14 protein-coding genes and 1 tRNA gene are annotated in these 18,616 nt (G+C 69.9%); 8 read left to right on the top strand and 7 right to left on the bottom strand.

Translation table 11 applies throughout. The annotated features are described in order from the left end of the window. Positions 1–143: 143 nt before the first annotated feature. Positions 144–866 (top strand): GNAT family N-acetyltransferase, encoded by a 723-nt coding sequence (locus AC2IPW_RS06735; protein ID WP_371384258.1) that lies wholly within the window; start codon positions 144–146, stop codon positions 864–866. 301 nt (positions 867–1,167) lie between these two features. Here AC2IPW_RS06735 and AC2IPW_RS06730 read toward each other — a convergent pair whose 3' ends face one another. Continuing rightward, positions 1,168–2,562, bottom strand: coding sequence for a polysaccharide pyruvyl transferase family protein (locus AC2IPW_RS06730; protein WP_003937872.1), 1,395 nt, complete (start codon positions 2,560–2,562; stop codon positions 1,168–1,170). Between the two features lie 292 nt (positions 2,563–2,854). Between AC2IPW_RS06730 and AC2IPW_RS06725 the strand changes: the two genes are divergently transcribed. Continuing rightward, complete coding sequence (locus tag AC2IPW_RS06725; protein ID WP_486376541.1) at positions 2,855–4,225, top strand: glutamate-1-semialdehyde 2,1-aminomutase; 1,371 nt, start codon at positions 2,855–2,857, stop codon at positions 4,223–4,225. Here AC2IPW_RS06725 and AC2IPW_RS06720 read toward each other — a convergent pair. The 6 genes from AC2IPW_RS06720 to AC2IPW_RS06695 all read right to left on the bottom strand — a co-directional run bounded on the left by AC2IPW_RS06720 (position 4,210) and on the right by AC2IPW_RS06695 (position 11,440). Next, a complete protein-coding gene (locus AC2IPW_RS06720) occupies positions 4,210–5,097 on the bottom strand; it encodes a nucleoside triphosphate pyrophosphohydrolase (RefSeq protein WP_486376540.1) in 888 nt (295 codons plus the stop codon). The two genes, AC2IPW_RS06725 and AC2IPW_RS06720, sit on opposite strands and share 16 nt — an antisense overlap. A 190-nt stretch (positions 5,098–5,287) precedes the next feature. Next, positions 5,288–8,920 (bottom strand): transcription-repair coupling factor, encoded by a 3,633-nt coding sequence (gene mfd, locus AC2IPW_RS06715; RefSeq protein WP_486376539.1) that lies wholly within the window; start codon positions 8,918–8,920, stop codon positions 5,288–5,290. 165 nt (positions 8,921–9,085) lie between these two features. Beyond that, complete coding sequence (locus AC2IPW_RS06710) at positions 9,086–9,655, bottom strand: PIN domain-containing protein (protein ID WP_289377315.1); 570 nt, start codon at positions 9,653–9,655, stop codon at positions 9,086–9,088. A gap of 12 nt (positions 9,656–9,667) precedes the next feature. After that, positions 9,668–10,000 (bottom strand): helix-turn-helix domain-containing protein, encoded by a 333-nt coding sequence (locus AC2IPW_RS06705; RefSeq protein WP_003937867.1) that lies wholly within the window; start codon positions 9,998–10,000, stop codon positions 9,668–9,670. 51 nt (positions 10,001–10,051) lie between these two features. Continuing rightward, positions 10,052–10,687 (bottom strand): ScbR family autoregulator-binding transcription factor, encoded by a 636-nt coding sequence (locus tag AC2IPW_RS06700; RefSeq protein ID WP_486376538.1) that lies wholly within the window; start codon positions 10,685–10,687, stop codon positions 10,052–10,054. 159 nt (positions 10,688–10,846) lie between these two features. Beyond that, positions 10,847–11,440 carry a TetR/AcrR family transcriptional regulator gene (locus AC2IPW_RS06695; RefSeq protein ID WP_003937865.1) on the bottom strand — a complete coding sequence of 198 codons (594 nt, stop codon included), beginning with the start codon at positions 11,438–11,440 and terminating at the stop codon, positions 10,847–10,849. Positions 11,441–11,676: 236 nt separating this feature from the next. Between AC2IPW_RS06695 and AC2IPW_RS06690 the strand changes: the two genes are divergently transcribed. The 6 genes from AC2IPW_RS06690 (at position 11,677) to AC2IPW_RS06665 (ending at position 18,606) form a co-directional block, all read left to right on the top strand. Beyond that, positions 11,677–11,748 (top strand) — tRNA-Gln (locus AC2IPW_RS06690). A gap of 71 nt (positions 11,749–11,819) precedes the next feature. Then, positions 11,820–13,298 carry a bifunctional UDP-N-acetylglucosamine diphosphorylase/glucosamine-1-phosphate N-acetyltransferase GlmU gene (gene glmU / locus AC2IPW_RS06685; RefSeq protein ID WP_486376537.1) on the top strand — a complete coding sequence of 493 codons (1,479 nt, stop codon included), beginning with the start codon at positions 11,820–11,822 and terminating at the stop codon, positions 13,296–13,298. Continuing rightward, a complete protein-coding gene (locus tag AC2IPW_RS06680) occupies positions 13,295–14,275 on the top strand; it encodes a ribose-phosphate diphosphokinase (protein WP_003937863.1) in 981 nt (326 codons plus the stop codon). The genes glmU and AC2IPW_RS06680 overlap by 4 nt, the downstream gene beginning before the upstream one ends. 54 nt (positions 14,276–14,329) lie before the next feature. Further along, a complete protein-coding gene (locus AC2IPW_RS06675) occupies positions 14,330–14,959 on the top strand; it encodes a DUF2461 domain-containing protein (RefSeq protein ID WP_054371865.1) in 630 nt (209 codons plus the stop codon). A gap of 194 nt (positions 14,960–15,153) precedes the next feature. Beyond that, a complete protein-coding gene (locus AC2IPW_RS06670; protein ID WP_054371866.1) occupies positions 15,154–15,807 on the top strand; it encodes a hypothetical protein in 654 nt (217 codons plus the stop codon). 237 nt (positions 15,808–16,044) lie between these two features. After that, positions 16,045–18,606, top strand: coding sequence for a helix-turn-helix domain-containing protein (locus AC2IPW_RS06665; protein ID WP_486376536.1), 2,562 nt, complete (start codon positions 16,045–16,047; stop codon positions 18,604–18,606). Positions 18,607–18,616 lie beyond the last annotated feature (10 nt).

Genomic DNA, 18,616 nt, shown 5'->3' with positions numbered 1-18,616 from the left:
AACCAACTTAGAGTATCTTTATAAGTCGAATACGGGTCGTAAGTTTGCAGGGGCGGTACGTCGGGGCGAGAGGAGCAGATGTGGACCCTCCACGGACAGCGATCACGATCGTGATCGCCGCCTGCCGATTCCACCTGAGGTCGATGCGGCACCTTGCCCACCCTCGTCGGATCCGGCAGAAGCGACTGTTCCTCGGGCCGGTCCGGGTAGCCGGGCACACTGTGGCTTTGCGTAGTCCACGCTTGGGCGACGCAACGGCTTGGAGAGAGATCCGCCTTCGGGACCAGCGGCTCATCGAGCCCTACTGGCTGACCGCCACGGACGACTGGGACCGCCGCCATACCGTCACCGTGTGGGTGGGCGAGTGTCTCGCACGCCGCCGGGCCGAACGGTCCGGCACTGCTCTACCCCTGGTGGTCGAGATCGACGGAAGATTCGCGGGGCAGTGCAATTTCGAATGCATCGATCCCGCGGCCCTGACCGCTCAGACGAGCGTCTGGATCGACTCTCGATTCGCCCGCGCGGGTATCGGCCTCGCAGTAGGCGGCTTGGCGATGAGTTACCTCTTCGGCACTCTCGGGCTGCGCCGGATCTCGGCTGCCATCTGCACGGAGAATGTGGCGGCAGCACGTACGGTGCAGCTTCTCGGGTGCCGACGCGAGGGCACCATGTCCAGCTATCTCGACGTCGGCGGACTGCGCCGAGATCACGACCTCTGGGCGATCACGTCGGAGATGTGGCAGCAACAGCAACTGCTCCGCGCGCAACTCGAGCAGGTCGCAGCGTCGGACACACCCGTGGTGGCGGACACACACGAGGCCGGCACACATGAGGCCGAAACCGCACGTATGCGCCGTCCCGGATGAGAAGACACCGAACGGCTCGCCCCGGACCAGGCCCGTTTACCGACCGGGTCCCTAGGTCAGGACCGTAGGTCAGGCCGTAGGTCAGGTACTGCTGCAGGTCGGGTACTGCTCTAGGCCAGGTTCCTGTAGGGCGGGAATCGACTGTAGTGCAGGGAAACTGCACCCATGCCGATGGGCCGGGAGCGGCCTCGCGCATTCAGGTTCGGAGCCTTCAGGTTCGGATGGGCCCTTGCGAGATTACCTGCGCTCGCGATATTGTCTGCGCTCTCGGTACACCTGCACTCGTGCACTCGGCCGCGAATCAAACGCTCGACTGCCGATCGAGCATGGACTGTGCGGATGCACCGGAAGCCCGTTCGACCAGACCGAACATCCGCTCGTAGGCTTCACGACTTGCCGCGACCTGAGCCCGCGCCCGCTCCCGTAGTACCGGACGTAGTTGCGGAGCCGCGTCCCACAGTTCCCGGATCGACTTGGAAAGCCGGTCGTCGAGATCGTGGGCATCGAGGTGAATCAACTCGAGACCGCCGCCGAACATCGCCCTCAACCCACCCAACTTGCCGTCGTAGTACTTCGACGACGACAGGCCGACGACCGGAATACCTTGAGACAGAGCAAAAACAGCCACATGGTACGCGCCGGTGACCAGAACCCGGCACCGTCCGACTGCAGCAGCGAGATCTCGGGCACGTGCGTAGCGATCCAGGGGCGCGGCCACCGACGGATAACCCTCGAGCAGCGGCAGCGTCGATCGGCGGTCCTCCGACTCGTACTCCGAAACGATCAGTGGCACGAGTGTGGCACCGACCCCGAGAGCGAACTCCTGCACGGACCGGCGCACACTCGTCCGAGCCTGAGCCCCCACGGGCGAATAGTCTGCAATACGCAGACAAACGCCGAGATCGGAGCCCATCTCAGGCCGGCCGGCGTCATATCCGAGCTCCACGGCGTCGTCTCCGGTAATGTATATCCGCTCGTCCGGTACTCCCATCCTCGCCAGCAGGTCCGGACCGCACACATCCTCCCGCAACGCGATGACATCGACCCGCGGCAGCACCTTCGCGGCCCGAGCGAAGAGAACCGGATCGTCGATCGGGCCGATCCCCTGACCTAGCGCGGCGGTGGGAATCCCCTTTTCACAGGCATATTCGAGCAGATCCAGGGTGCGCGTTGCCTGGTATGTGTCGACGTCAGCGAGGTAGCCTCCGCCCATCGCAACGATCAGCGACGCTGTCTTCGCCGCCTCCGGAATACGAGCAGCGCGATTCACCGTGTTCCTGTCACGGTCGTGGCTGCGCCACTCTTTCGTCCGTGTCAGCGGATGACGCACCGAGTCGGGCAGTTTGCGCAACTGCCGCCTCGGGGGATTGGTCAGGGACCACCACACTTCCGAGACTCGTCCGACAACCGCAGGTCCCAACCGTGCCGGCAGCTGAGAAGACCGTCCCAGCCTCGACCAGTGGGCTCCACGCCGGTACCCGACCGGCTCGGCAGCGGGCTCGAATGCTCGTAGCAGACCGGGTGCGTAGGTCAGGACGCCGATGCGGGCGTCGGGCCAGCGCGCCCGGATCCGGCGCACGGTGACATCGAGTAACGCCAGGTCACCTTTGTTGTTGAGCCAGTATTCGCCGTTGTCGATCAGGACCCGGATGGGAGGCTCCCCACCGGCAGACAGACCGAGCGGAATCTTCACCATCCGCAAGCTCCCATCGGATCGAGCACAGTTCGATCGCGGCGTCGTCCTACTCGACGGCTGTTCGTTCCATCGGGTAGAAATGTTCAGGGCGGAGGGTCGTTACCGTTTACGATACCGCACAAGGCCTACCGATTGAACCCCGAAGTTGTTGGGGAACACCGGAGAAGGTTGCGATCGCGCGTACTCCTACCGAGAATGATGACGCTGCCTCATACCTGTGTACCCTCGGAGCCTCCCACTTCCTCTCGTGTCCGCCCCTCGCTCCAGGCGTCGTCGTCGAAGGGAGCCGACAGTGCCGCACTCTTCTCCACCCTCGTTCGTCCGATCCACGAAACTCCAGGCCCGGCTCCACGAGATCGTGCCCGGCGGTGCGCACACGTATGCCCGGGGCTCCGACCAGTATCCGGAATTCATGGCACCCGTCCTCGAGCGCGGGGCGGGTGCCCGCGTGTGGGACGCCGACGGGAACAGCTACGTCGAGTACGGGATGGGCCTGCGCTCGGTGACGCTCGGGCACGGCTACCGCCCCGTCGTCGATGCCGTCGCCGCCGCGATCGCCGACGGCACCAACTTCAGCCGGCCCACGACCCTCGAACTCGCCGCGGCCGAGGACTTCCTCGCTCTGGTGCCCGGCGCCGACATGGTGAAGTTCGCCAAGAACGGCTCCGACGCCACGACCGCGGCCGTGCGCCTGGCGCGGGCCGTCACCGGCCGTCGGCACGTGGTGGCGTGCGACCAGCCGTTCTTCTCCGTCGACGACTGGTTCATCGGCACCACCCCGATGAAGGCGGGAATCCCCGAGGAGGTCACCGAGCACACCCACCGGTTCCGGTACAACGACCTCGACTCGCTCCAACAGGCCCTGTCGGCCAGGCCGACCGCATGCGTGATCCTCGAGGCCGCCACCGCCCTCGCCGAGCCCGATCCCGGCTTCCTGCCCGGCGTGCGCCGCCTGTGCGACCGGCACGGTGCCCTGTTGATCTTCGACGAGATGATCACCGGATTCCGCTGGTCCGAGCACGGGGCGCAGGGCGTGTACGGCGTCCGGCCGGACCTGTCGTGCTGGGGCAAGGCGATGGGGAACGGCTTCCCCGTCGCCGCGCTCGCGGGCCGGCGCGAGTTCATGGAACTCGGCGGCCTGCGCACCGACGGTGACCGGGTGTTCCTCCTGTCGACCACGCACGGACCGGAGTCCGGCGGACTGGCCGCCTTTCGTGCGGTGGTGCGTGCCTACGCGACCGAAGATCCCATCGGCCGGATGGAAGCAGCCGGTCGCAGGCTGGCCGACGCCGTCAATGCCGCGGCCACGGATCTCGGCGTGGGCCGCTACGTCCAGGTGGTCGGACGCCCGTCCTGCCTGATCTTCGTCACCCGTGACCCGAATCTGCTGCCCTCGCAGGAATTTCGCACGCTGTTCCTGCAGGAGATGCTCGTCCGGGGTGTGCTCGGACAGTCGTTCGTGATCTCGGCGGCCCACACCGACGCCGACCTCGAGGAGACCGTGGAGGCAGCGCGCGGCGCTCTTGCGGTGTACCGGCGGGCCCTCGACGCGGGCGGGGTCACCGGCTTCCTGCACGGCCGCCCCGTCGCCCCGGCACTGCGTGCCCGTGCGGAGCCGCGGCGGCTCGGAGAAGCGCCGGTCGGGACTCACTTCTCCCAGTAACGCACCCATGTATCCGCATCGAGACCGCCGTACGGCACGCCGTCGGCGTGAGCGGCCTTCTCGGTCGCGCGCACCGTCGCGACGAACTGCAGCGTCGCGCTGCGCAGCGCGTCCTCCGCGCCACCGTCGCCGGTGACGTGCACCGTCCGGAGTTCGGGCGGGACGAGATGCGCGGGGAGTCCGGCCCGGGTGGCGCGGGCGATCACCTTGTCGGTCAGGGCCAACGCCGGCTGTGCCGTCGCGATGCCGTCCAGGCAGGAGGGCCGCGCCTTCTCCGCTGCTTTCGCCACCTCCCACGCCGCCTCCTGCTCGGCCACGTCGATCGGGCCGGTGTGACCGTTTGTCAGGTGCGGGCTGCGCGACGCGAGCTTGGCGACGAGCGTGTCGGCGACGTCGTCGACCGTGAACGGATCGGTTCCGGACTCCTCGGCGATTCGCGAATGGAACAGCACCTGGAGCAGCAGGTCTCCGAGTTCCTCGCGCAGACCGTGCGGGTCGCCCTCCTCGATCGCGTCCAGCAGCTCGTACGTCTCCTCGAGCAGGTAGCGGCGCAACGAGTCGTGCGTCTGGGTGACCTCCCAGCCACCGAATCCCCACAGGCGGTCCATCACGTCCACGGCACGCAGCAGGCGTTCCCCCGGAGCGGGCGGGGCGGCGATCACCCGCTCTCCCCACCGTACCCGTTCGCGTACTGCCTCGTGCCCCGCGTCGACGGCGATCAGCGTCTCGGCCCCGGATCCCACGGTGGCACCGAGGGTTTCGCGCACCTCTGCCGGCACGTCGTCGGTGCAGTCGAGCGGCCCGGTCAGCAGCGGCACCGCTTCGAGGGGCACCGATCCGGGCCGGTACGGGTCGAGCAGAATCACCGTCACCGCCGTCGCCTCACTTTCCCCGTCGCTGCGCTCGCCCCGGTGACTTCCCCCGTCGCTACGCTCGCTCCGGTGACTTCCCCCGTCGCTGCGCTCGCCCCGGTGACTTCCCCCGTCGCTTCGCTCGCCCCGGTCACAATCCCCGTCGCTGCGCTCGCCCCGGTCACAATCCCCGTCGCTGCGCTCGCCCCGGTCACACGCTCGCGGCGGTCGGCACACACACGTCAACCGATCCCTGCGCCTTGCCGTCCAGGGCGAGCAGGAAGTCCGCGATGTACTGCAGCAGCTCGACGTCGCGCACCCGCTCGGAACCCACGCCACCGGTTCGCGGCAACGGCAGCTGCACGATGCCGCTCGTGGCGCGGTACTGCGCCGCCGGATAGAGACGCTTGAGCCGCATCTGCTTCGAATCCGGCAGGTGCATCGGCGAGATCTTCAACTGGGTGCCGGAGACCGCGACCTCCTCGAGGTCGTACTCGCGGCACAGCAGGCGCAGCTTGGCCACCGACACGAGCCGGCCGACCTCCTCGGACAGCGGACCGTAGCGGTCGACGAGTTCCTCGACCACCGCGGCGATCGCGTCGTCGTCGTGCGCCGCGGCAAGCTTGCGGTAGGCCTCGAGCCGCAGCCGGTCGGATGTCACGTAGTCCGGCGGGATGTGGGCGTCGACCGGAAGATCCACCCGCACCTCCTTGGCGGCCTCGTCCGTGGCGACGGGACGGCCGTCCGCGGCGGCCCGGAACGCCTCCACCGCCTCGCCGACGAGCCGCACGTACAGATCGAATCCGACGCCGGCGACGTGACCGGACTGCTCCGCGCCCAGAACGTTTCCCGCGCCGCGGATCTCGAGGTCCTTCATGGCCACGGCCATGCCCGCGCCGAGATCGGAGTTCTGGGAGATCGTGGCGAGCCGGTCGTATGCCGTCTCGGTCAGCGGCTTCTCCGGCGGGTACAGGAAGTACGCGTAACCCCGCTCGCGGGAACGACCGACGCGTCCGCGCAGCTGGTGCAACTGCGACAACCCCAGCGAGTCGGCGCGCTCGACGATGAGGGTGTTGGCGTTGGAGATGTCGAGGCCCGTCTCGACGATGGTGGTACACACCAGAACGTCGTACTGACGCTCCCAGAAGCCCTGCACGGTCTTCTCGAGGGTGTCCTCGTTCATCTGCCCGTGCGCCACCGCGACCCGAGCCTCGGGGACGAGGTCACGAATTCGCTTGGCGGCCTTGTCGATCGAGCTCACCCGGTTGTGCACGTAGAACACCTGTCCGTCGCGCAGCAGCTCGCGGCGGATGGCTGCGGCGACCTGCTTGTCCGCGTAGGCGCCCACGTAGGTGAGCACCGGATGCCGCTCCTCGGGCGGGGTGAGAATCGTCGACATCTCCCGGATGCCGGCCATGCTCATCTCCAGGGTGCGCGGAATCGGCGTCGCGGACATGGTCAGCACGTCGACGTGCGTGCGCAGGGCCTTGATGTGCTCCTTGTGTTCGACGCCGAATCGCTGCTCCTCGTCGACGATCACGAGGCCGAGGTCCTTCCACCGCACGCCGGTCTGCAGCAGCCGGTGGGTCCCGACGACGATGTCGACCTCACCGTCGGCGAGGGCGGCGATCGTCTCCTTCGCGTCGGCAGAGTCGGTGAAGCGGCTCAGACCCTTGACGGTGACGGGGAACGACGCCATCCGTTCGGTGAAGGTCTGCAGATGCTGCTGCGCCAGCAGCGTGGTGGGCACCAGCACCGCGACCTGCTTGCCGTCCTGTACGGCCTTGAACGCGGCACGCACCGCGATCTCGGTCTTGCCGTAGCCGACATCGCCGATGACGACGCGATCCATCGGGACCGCCTTCTCCATGTCGGCCTTGACCTCGGAGATGACGGTGAGCTGATCCTGGGTCTCGGTGAACGCGAACGCGTCCTCCATCTCCTTCTGCCACGGGGTGTCCGGCGCGAACGCGTGCCCCGGGGCGGCCTGACGGGCCGCGTACAACTGCACCAGCTCTCCCGCGATCTCGCGGACAGCCTTGCGCGCCTTGCGTTTCGTGTTGGCCCAGTCGGAACCGCCGAGCTTGCTCAAGGCAGGCATCTCGCCGCCGACGTAGCGGGAGAGCTGGTCGAGGGACTCCATCGGCACGAACAGCCGGTCCCCCGGCTGCCCGCGTTTACCCGGCGCGTACTCGATGACCAGGTACTCGCGACGGGCACCGCCCACGGTCCGCTCCACCATCTCCACGAACCGGCCGATGCCGTGCTGGTCGTGGACCACCATGTCACCGGCAGTGAGCGCCAGCGGATCCACCTGGTTGCGACGCTTGACCGGCGTGCGCCGACCCTCGGCGGCGGTCACCCGGTTGCCCGTGAGGTCGGACTCGGTGACGAGCACCAGTCCGGGCACGTCTGCGCCGTCGCCCGGCAGCACCAGGCCGTCGTGCAGCGCGCCGCACAGCACCCCGACCGTGCCGCGAACCGGTTCGGCCTCCGGATCGAGCCGCGCTGCGGGTACGTCGTTCTCCTGCAGCCGCTCGAGCACCCGCTGCCCGGTGCCGGCACCTGCGACGACGATCGCCGCCCGCCCGCCGGTGGTGACGTGTGCGCGCAGGTTCGCGAAGAGCATCGTCAGCAGTTCCTCGGAACCGCGCACCTCCGGCGCCGACTGCACGTCGAGCACGACCTCGGTGTCGGCGCCCGACGCCAGCGGGCTCAGCGTCCACCACGGCCGGCCCGCGGCTTCCGCCGTCTCCCGCACCCCGGTCAGCGGCCGGTACGCGGAGGCGGCCAGATCCACACCCTTCATGTTCGCGGTGTCCAGCGGCGCGGCCCCGCCGAGCGAGGCCGCGGTCCACGACGCCTCGAGGAACTCCTGGCCGGTACGCATCAGGTCCGCCGCGCGGGTCCGGACCTTCTCCGGATCGCACAGCAGCACGTGCGTACCGTCCGGCACGACGTCGGTCAGCAACTGCAGCTCGCCGGTCTGCAGCACCGGCAGCAGCGCCTCCATGCCCTCGACCGGGATGCCGGAGGCCATCTTGTCGAGCATCTCCACCAGCGCCGCGTCGGCCGGGTTGTCCTGGGCGAGTCGCGCCGCGCGTTCCTTGACCTGCTCGGTCAGCAGCAGTTCCCGGCAGGGCGGGGCGATGAGGGTGCTCACCTCGAGTTCGGGGATGGACCGCTGGTCGGCGACGGAGAACGGGCGCAGCTCGGTGACCTCGTCACCCCAGAACTCGACCCGCACCGGGTGGTCCGCTATCGGCGGGAAGACGTCGAGGATGCCGCCGCGCACGGCGAACTCGCCGCGCTTGCCGACCATGTCGGCACGGGTGTAGGCCAGCTCGACGAGCCGCTCGATCAGCTCGTCGAAGTCGTGCTCCGCGCCGACGCGCAGGGTGACGGGCGCGATGTCGCCCAGACCGGGAGCCATCGGCTGCACCAGCGAACGCACGGTCGCGACGATCACCCGCAACTCGGGGCCGTAGTCGCGGTCCTCGGGGTGCGCGAGCCGGCGCAGCACCTGCAACCGGCGTCCGACGGTGTCGGCACTGGGCGAGAGCCGCTCGTGCGGCAGCGTCTCCCACGAGGGGAACTGCGCAACGACGTCGCCGAGCATCTCGCGCAGCTCCGCCGTGAGATCGTCCGCTTCACGGCCGGTCGCGGTCACGACGAGCAGCGGTGTCTTCGCGGCGAGCGCGGCGGCGACGAACGGCCGGGCCGCGGGCGGGGCCACCAGGGCCTGTCCGGCGGTCCCGGCGAGGGCGGCCACACGCTCGAGCTGAGCGTCGGCCAGCGCGATCCGCGCCAATCCGGACAGGGGGGTGACGGACACGTCGGACACGGGAAGGGCGCTCCTGGGGTTCGAGAAGAGGACCGTCCGAGTCTATGCGGTGTCCGGTTCGAGCGGCCAGGACCACTGCCGCGGGCGGCACCGGACGCACCGCCGCGAGCGGCACCGGACGCACCGCCGCGAGCGGCACCGGACGCACCGCCGCGAGCGGCACGGTCAGGGCGGGTCCGCCGCCAGCAGGTCGGCGCTGTTGTCGCCGAGCGCTGCACGCGCCCACGCGGCCAGCCGCGACCGCAGGGCGGCGTCGGCGAGCTCCTCGCCGGGCCCGAGCCACCGCCGTCGCGCCATCCGGTGCAGCACGCGCACGGACCGCCGGGGATCGGCGTCGAGGACGTACGCGACGAAGGCGTCGGGTGTCTGCGGCTCGACCCCGGACCGCTCGAGCGAGCGCGCGAGAGCGGCGTCGGTGGTGACGACGACGTCGGCCTGCGCGAACAGCGCCACCGCCGTCAAGTGTGCGTCGCGGGGATCGCTGACGTACGGCACCTCGCGCAGCACCGTGGCGGGCCAGGTCACCCGTGCCTCGGGGAAGGCTGTGTCGAGTTCGGCGAACAGGAAGTCCCGCGCCGGGCGCGACATGTGCGCCGGCAGCCTGCGCTCCACCTCGGCGACGATGCCGTCGCTCCAGTAGGGCCGGTACAGCGCGTCCTCGGCCAGGGCGAGGAGCACGTCGCGCACGCGCGGCGGCGTCAGTGCCGGTGCGTCGAGGACCGCCCGGATCGGCACGATCGTTCCCCCTCAGAAGTCGTCGTCGTACAGACCGTCGCGCCGGCTCAGATCCGCGACGGCGTCCAGAGCCCGGCTCCGGGCCTCGGCCGTGCGCTCGGCACAGGCCAGGACGTCGGCGCGGCGGATGCGTCGGTGCAGGCCGTGGAACCGGGAGGGCAGGGTGCCGTCGTCGACGAGACGGGCCACGTACGCCCGGCCGACACCGAGCACGTCCGCCGCCTGGGCGGTGGTCAGCAGCGCGGGCACCGGGACGATGGTCACCGCGGCGTCGGCTCCGGACTCGTCGAGGGCGCGGGCGAGTGCCGCACCGGCCGCAGCCGCGTCGAAGGGTCCCAGGGTCACGGCGGCGATCGTGTCAGGCGGTGGCGGCCGGCGCAACGATTGCCGCCGGGATCAGACCCGGAGCCGGCGCGAGGCGAACTGCTTGAAGTACTCAGCCTTGGCGGGCGGTACCAGGGCCGGCAACATCAGTCCCCACGCGTTCTCGAGGTATTCGACGAGGGCGTCACGACAGTCGAGCGCCGCCGCGACCATGCGTACGCCGGTGAGCACCTGCAGGAGGAACAGACCGACCATGTCGGGGTCCACGTCCTCGTTCAGGTCACCTTCGGCCAGGGCGCGCTTCGCGAGGTCGCGCATCGTCGCCAGCCAGGTGTCGAACAAGCGGTCGCCGGTGCCCCGGTAGTCCCCGATCTCCACGGCCAAGCGGAACATCGCCCGGACCACCGGATCGTTCCGGGACAGGTCGACGGTGAGGACGGACAGCTCGATCAGTGTCTCGAGGGCCGGAGTGCGGTCGTTGATGGTCGCCACCGCGGCCTCGGCGAGGCGAGCGAAGCCCGCGTCGACGACACCGCGGGCGAGCTCTTCCTTGGAGGCGAAATGGAAGTACAGCGCACCCTTGGTGACCCCGGACTCATGGATGATCTCGTTGAGGCTGGCGTTGGCGTAGCCGAGGTTCATGAAGATCTCCGCGGCGCCACGGACCACGGATTCGCGGGTGACTTCCGCGCGGACCTGCCGAGCCATTCACGGCCTCCCGGACAGACTCGTACGCAGGGGACGACCCGGGCGATCGGCTCCGATCGCCGCTCGGTTGATCACCGCGATCACCTCGCATCCCTTCTCGAGTCGGCTGCGCAACGATACCACCTGGTAGAGGGACGATCGGGGGACTGCGCCGCCCCCTCAGGCAGTCCCGAGCTGCGGATCCGCCTCGAGGTGCGTGAGTCCGTTCCAGCACAGGTTCACCAGGTGGGCGGCCACGACCTCCTTCGACGGGCTGCGCTCGTCCAGCCACCACGTCGCGGTCGTCGCGACCATGCCCACCAGCGCCTGCGCGTAGAGCGGAGCCAGGTCCGGGTCGAAGCCCCGGCGGGAGAAGTCGCCGGCGAGGATGTGCGCCACCTGCCGCACCGCCTCGTTCAACAGGGACGAGTACGTGCCCTCCTCCGCGGTGACCGGGGAGTCGCGCACGAGGATGCGGAAGCCGTCGGTGCGTTCCTCGACGTAGGTGAGCAGGGCCAGCGCCACCCGCTCGACCCGGATGCGCGAGCGGTTCTGCGTCAGACTCGCGCTGATCATCGACATCAGGGTCGACATCTCCCGGTCCACGACGACGGCGTACAGCCCCTCCTTGCCGCCGAAGTGCTCGTAGACCACCGGTTTGGAGACCTGAGCCCGCTGGGCGATCTCCTCGATCGACGCCGCCTCGTAGCCACGCTCGGCGAAGATTGCCCGCCCGATCTCGATGAGCTGTTCGCGGCGTTGGGTACCCGTCATCCGGACCCGCGGGCTGCGGTCGGCGTGGTTCTGCGACGGCTTCGACACGTAATACATCCTTTCCGGCCCCGGCCGGACCCCGGGCCACCGGAAAAAACCCCGGGGACGACGCGCGGCGGGTTGCGCTCAGCCTATCCGTGACGACGACGCGCCCGGCCCCGCGTTCGACTCCGGGCGTGGCGGCATGCGAGGATCACAGACGCATGACCGGGGCGTCGGCGCCGGGAATGCGGCAGTCCGCCGTGGTGTAATCGGCAGCACCTCTGATTTTGGTTCAGATAGTTCAGGTTCGAGTCCTGGCGGCGGAGCAGGGCAGTCGGGGCCCGTGAGCTCCCCTGCCGGTGCCGAACCTGCGCATGTCGAACGTCGAGGGAGCTTCATGCAAGTGCAGACCGCAGTTGTCGTCCTGGCGGCCGGAGCGGGTACGCGAATGCGGTCCAAGACCCCGAAGGTGCTGCATACCCTCGGGGGTCGCACGATGCTCGCCCATTCGCTGCACGCGGCCGCGGAGCTGGACCCGAGCCACCTCGTGGTGGTCGTCGGGCACGAGCGTGAGCGCGTCTCCGCCGCCACCGCGGATATCGCCGAGACGCTCGACCGCAAGGTGACCATCGCGGTCCAGGATCGGCAACTCGGCACCGGGCATGCGGTGCAGTGCGGGCTCGACGCCCTGCCCGGCGACTTCTCCGGCGTGGTCGTCGTCACCAATGCCGACGTCCCGCTGCTCGACGGCCACACCCTCGAGGCACTCGAAGCCGAGCACCTCGCCGAGCCGACGCAGTCCGCGGTGACGGTCCTGACGTTCCTCGCCGACGATCCCACCGGGTACGGCCGCATCGTCCGGAACGGCCACGGTGAGATCCGCGAGATCGTCGAGGAGGCCGACGCCGACGCCGAGCAGGCCGCCATCGACGAGGTCAATGCCGGCATCTACGCCTTCGACGCGGAGTTCCTCCGCAGCGCACTGACGCGGCTGCGGGCCCACAACGCCCAGGGCGAGCTGTACCTGACGGACGTGGTCACGATCGCTCGCCAGGACGGTCGGGCAGTGTTCGCCGCCCAGCTCGCCGACGCGACGAAGGTTGCGGGCGCGAACGACCGGGTGCAGCTCGCCGCGCTCGCGGCGCAGCTGAACCGGCGCACCCTCGAGCACTGGATGCGCGCGGGGGTGACCGTCGTCGACCCGGCCAGCACGTGGGTGGACGTGGACGTCGTCCTCGCCCGGGACGTGACCCTGCACCCCGGGGTGCAGCTGCACGGCCGGACCGTGGTCGACGAGGACGCGGTGATCGGTCCGGACACCACGCTGACGAACGTGCGGGTCGGTGCCGGTGCGTCGGTGGTGCGCACCCACGGTTCGGACTCCGTGATCGGCGACGGGGCGACCGTCGGGCCGTTCGCCTACCTGCGTCCGGGCACCGACCTCGGCGAATCCGGCAAGATCGGGACCTTCGTGGAGACGAAGAACGCCGAGATCGGCCCGCACTCGAAGGTGCCGCACCTGACCTACGTCGGCGACGCCACCATCGGCGAGCATTCGAACATCGGCGCTTCGAGCGTGTTCGTCAACTACGACGGCGTGCACAAGTCGCGCACGGTCGTCGGATCCCACGTCCGGACCGGATCGGACACCATGTTCGTGGCGCCCGTGACGGTCGGCGACGGCGCCTACACCGGCGCCGGCACGGTCCTGCGCCGCAACGTTCCACCGGGGGCGCTTGCGGTGTCGGGTGCGCCACAGCGCAATATTGAAGGCTGGGTCCAGCGGAACCGCCCCGGGACCCCCGCCGCCGAGGCAGCGTCTGCAGCACGGCAGCAGCAAGAGATCGAACGGCAAAAGGACGGCCAGGACCAGTGACCTCCAATTGGATCGACAACCAGAAGAACTTGATGCTCTTCTCCGGCCGGGCCCACCCCGAGCTGGCGGAGCAGGTGGCGAAGGAGCTCGACGTCCAGGTCACCCCGCAGACCGCGCGGGACTTCGCCAACGGCGAGATCTTCGTGCGGTTCGAGGAGTCCGTCCGCGGCTCCGACGCGTTCGTGCTGCAGAGTCACCCGTTCCCACTCAACCAGTGGGTGATGGAACAGCTCATCATGATCGATGCGCTCAAGCGCGGGTCGGCCAAGCGCATCACCGCAGTCCTGCCGTTCTACCCGTACGCCCGCCAGGACAAGAAGCACCGCGGCCGTGAGCCCATCTCCGCCCGCCTGATCGCCGACCTGCTCAAGACCGCCGGCGCGGACCGCATCATCACCGTCGACCTGCACACCGACCAGATCCAGGGCTTCTTCGACGGCCCCGTCGACCACATGCACGCCCAGGGCCAGCTCGCCGAGTACATCCGCGACAAGTACGGCGTCGAGAACATCGCCGTGGTCTCCCCCGACTCCGGTCGCGTCCGCGTCGCGGAGAAGTGGGCCGACACCCTCGGCGGTGCCCCGCTGGCGTTCATCCACAAGACCCGCGACCCACTCGTGCCGAACCAGGTCAAGTCCAACCGGGTCGTCGGTGAGGTCGAGGGACGCACCTGCATCCTCATCGACGACATGATCGACACCGGCGGCACCATCGCCGGCGCCGTGAAGATCCTGAAGGAGGCCGGCGCGGGCGACGTCGTCATCGCCGCCACCCACGGCGTGCTCTCGCATCCGGCCTCCGAGCGCCTCGCGTCCTGCGGTGCCAAGGAGGTCATCGTCACCAACACGCTGCCGATCGACGACGAGAAGCGTTTCCCGACGCTCACCGTTCTGTCGATCGCACCGCTGCTCGCGCGCACCATCCAGGAGGTGTTCGAGAACGGCTCGGTGACGTCGCTGTTCAACGGTTCCGCGTAGCCGCGGAAGGCGCGGTGTACCTTCGGACCGTCACCGGACCGAAAGGACACCGGCATGTTCACCGGCTTCCCCGTTGCCGCCCTCGACTTCTACGAGGATCTCGAGGCGGACAACAGCAAGCCGTTCTGGGCCGCGCACAAGGCCGTCTACGACGACTGCGTGCGCGGCCCGATGCTTGCGCTGCTCGCGGAACTCGAACCGGAGTTCGGAGCGGGCAAGGCGTTTCGCCCGCACCGCGACGTGCGCTTCAGTGCGGACAAGTCGCCGTACAAGACCCATCAGGGCGGTTTCGTGCAGACCGGACCCGGCGTCGGCTTCTACGTGCAGATCGACGCGGCCGGGCTGCGGGTCGCCGGCGGCTTCTACCGGGGCTCGTCCGCCCAGGTTGCCGCATTCCGTGCTGCCGTGGACGATACGCGCCGCGGCCCGCGACTCGAACCGCTCGTGCGGCGGCTGCACCGGGCCGGGTACGAGATCGGTGGTGAGCGGCTGAAGACCCGTCCGCGCGGTGTTGCCGAGGACCACCCCCGCCTCGACCTGCTACGGCACAAGTCCCTCACCGCCGCGCGGACACACCCCTCGCCCGAGTGGATCGACACCCCGCGCACCCTCGACGAGGTGCGCACCGCCTGGCGCGACGTCCGGCCGCTCGTGGAGTGGCTGACCGCCGCAACCGCCACCTGAAAAGCGTTCGCATCGCGGACGATCCGAGGGTTTCCGTGCCGTACCGATCGGTACGGAAAGTGCTGCGGCACAAGAGTTTGCCGCCCGTACACCCGGCGTCGGCATGATCTTCGTCACGTCGACATCCTCCTGTCGCAGGTCGCGCCGGACCCACCCGAGCGGACCCCGCCGACCTTCACCTAAGGTGGCTCCTCGTGATCGACGCGCGAACCCTCGAGGCCCCCACCGAAAACGCGAAACTCGAGACCGTCCGACGGTGGAAACCCGGAGCCTGCGTCTGGTGCGGCGACACCGAGTCCGTCGAGCCGTTCCGTAACGAACCCCGTTGTGGCACTTGCCGCACCCACGAATCCATCATCGACGAGGCCCGCAAGTTCGTCGGCATGTACGGTCTGCGCCCCATCGGCGGCACACTGCAGTCGGACGACGAAGAGGAGTACGAGCACCGCAAGGCCGCTCGCGACTCGCGTCGCGTCCTCAACGACATCCGGCTCGCCGAGCAACCCGATCCCGCCCTCGTGCGCAAGGCCCTGCGCCCCCGCGCCGCCGCCGTCGTCGCCGAGAACGTGCGCCGCCCTGCCACCCCGCGCACCTCCTCGGTGCGCCCGTCGCAGCGCGCCGCCGACCCGGCGCCCGTACGCACCGGCGGCGTCGACGTCGACGAGATCCAGAACCGCGCCCTCGCGCTGCTCGATCAGCTCTCCGCAGTCGATGCGCAGCTCGCGCTCGTCGCCGACCAGTCCGGCCTCGCCGCCCGCGCCCGCCGCGGCGACCTCGAGAAGCAGAAGGCCACCATCCTGCGCACCCTGGCCGCCCTGGAGAAGGCGCGGCTCAGCGCGACGAGGTAGGAACGAACTCTCGCCCCCGAGGGGAGGTTGTCGCGGCACCGTCCGGGTGCCGCAGTCGACAACCTCCCCTCGTCGTCTGTAGTGCCTGGTCGGACTGCGCAAACCGGACATCCCTCCGCTCGGCCCGGAAGAGACCGGGTAGTCTGCCCGTGCCGAGGGGTCTGTCGGGGACACCGGGACAACGGTGGAGACCGCACATGCCGGCGTGCGTCGACCGAGCGAGCGAGAGGAGTTGCCGTGAGTGTCCCCGGCGCTGTCCGAACCGGGGTGCCGACGTGGCGGACGCTGGCCACCGCCCTGCCCCGCCCTCGCCTGTTCGACATGCTCGGCCGCGGGTCCGCGCTCACGGTGGTCCACGCCCCGGACGGATTCGGCAAGAGCACACTCCTGGCCACGTGGCTGCACCGGGGCGGCGCACCCGAACGCGACATCGCGTGGGTGCTGGTGGCGAACGACGCGACCCCGGAACGCATCTGGTCCGACGCCTGCACGGTGCTGGGCGAACACGTCGCACCCGGTGACCCGGCCGAACGGCTCGCCGAGGTCCTCCGGTCCCGCCCGGCGCCGACCCTGCTCGTCCTCGACGGGTTCCCCGCCACCGCGCTCGACGACCTGCTGCCGGCGATCCGGCACCTGCTCGACCGCTGCCCGTCCGTCGACGTCGCCGTCTGCGTGCGGGGCAGCGCCACGACGTCGGCCGTAGCCACGGCAGGCGTGGACTGCACGTTCGTCTCCGCTCACGATCTGCGGTTCACGCCGCGGGAGACTGCGGAGTTCTTCCGCGCCGCCGGGGTGGAGCTCGGAGCCGACGAATACGGCGACCTGTGCCGCGCGCTGGGCGGGTTGCCGCAGTTGATCTCGGGCGCGCTGAACGTCGCGCGGCTGCACCGGGGCTCCCCGGTCGACCAGGAGGGCCGGCCGTCGCCCGAGCTGGCCGCCGCCATCGCCGGCTCCGCATCGGTTCTGCTCGACTCGCTGACCGCCGAAGAGCGCTCGTTCGCGCTGTGCGTGGTCGCCGCCCGTGCTCTCGACGCGGAACTCGCCGCCGAGCTCACCGGCCGGCCGGACGCGGCCGGGCTTCTCGACCGTCTCGAAGCGCGGGGCCTGCTCGTCGTCGACGAGGCAGCCGAGACACGGACGTGGGTGTGGCCGTCGGCCCTGCGGCTCGCGGTGCTCGACCAGGCCCGGCAGGAGGAACCCGGACGAGCCGACGAGCTGATGACCCTGCTCGCGCGCCGCCATCACGACGCGGGCCGGCCGGCGCCGGCCGCGATGTATGCGGCCGAGGCCCGCAAGTGGACGATGGCCGCGGGCATCGTCGAACGCAGCTGGGGCCAGATGGTCGCCGAGCATCTCGAGGAGCTCATCCTCGTGCTGCGGACGATTCCCGAGGACTTCCTGCAGGACCACCCGGCGGTGCTCGCCGGGCGGGCGCTGTTCGTGCAGATGCTCGCCGACCATCCCATCCTGCGGGCGTCGCTGCCGAGCGAGCCCGACGACCTGCACACGCTCGGCGCCGGGCCGGACGCCGCGAACGTCCTGCACCTGGCGACGGTGCAGTCGCTCGCGCTGCGTGTCGCCGGCGACTTCGTCCAGGGCGCCGCCTGCACTCGGCGGCTCGAACCGCTGGTGCAGAGCATGCTCGTGCACCAGCCGGACAACATCACCCCGCAGCTGCCGCTGCTGCGCGTCCAATGGGCGATCACCTTCCAGCTCGTCGCGGACCTGGCCGAATCCAACCGGCAGTTCGAGCTGGCCTACCGGGGCGGCGTCGCCGCGGACACTCCCTACATCGTCCAGAACGCCGCCGGCAGTTCCGCGCTGAACTGGGCCCTGGTCGGCGACGTGCCGCGCGCCCGCCGGTGGCTCGCCCGGGAGGCGACGGCGGAACCGTCCGACGGGCTCTTCGGCGAACTCGTCAAGGTCGGCGGCCGGGTCGCCGCGGCGCTGACCCATCTCGACGCCCTCGACGTCGGAGCGGCCGAGGCGATGATCGACCTGCTCGGCGCGCCCAGCGACCGGGAGGAGCTGTGGGGATTCGTCGCCTACGCCCACGCTCAGCACGCCCTGCTCACCGTGGAGGCGTACGCGGGCCTGACGTGGTTGCACCACACCGTGGCCGGCCACGCCCACCGGCACGGCGACGGCGCGTTCTCCCGGACGCTGCTCACCGCGACGGAGATCGACCTGCACCTGGCTCTCGGCAACGGCAACCTGGCGCGCGCCGTGGCGGATCTCGAGCCCCGGCACCATCCGATCCTCGTCGTGCCGGACGCACGGGTGGATCTCCTGGGCGGGAATCCCGGCCGGGCCGTCAAGAAGCTCGCGCGAGTGTCCTGGCCGGACTGTGGCTTCCCGCGGGCCCACCTCGAGGCGCTGCTGCTCGAGGCCGCCGCCCAGCTGGACCTGGGTAATCCGCGGGCCGCAGCCGTGTGCTGGGAGCGCGCCTGCACCCTGGCGCGGACGCTGGGCAATCGGCGCGCGTTCACCACCGTGCCGGACCGGCACCGGCGCGAACTCGAGGAGTGCAGCGGAATTGCGGTGCCGGGCGGTCCCGTCGGGACGGTGTTCCCGGACGAGGTCGCACGGGTCGAGTTGTCCCCGCGGGAGCAGCAGGTGCTCGCGCTACTGGCCGACGGATGCCCGCAGAGCGAGATCGCCCGCCTCCTGTTCGTCTCCCCCAACACGGTCAAGACACAGCTGCGCAGCATCTACCGCAAGCTCGGAGCACACACGCGGGTCGAGGCGATCACCCGCGCACGCGAGCTGCGGTTGCTGCCCGTCAGCAGTGATCTCTAGACCGGTCGGC

It is taken from the genome of Rhodococcus sp. NS-SX18 (assembly GCF_057367935.1).
This window is presented reverse-complemented; position numbering and strand designations above follow the sequence as displayed.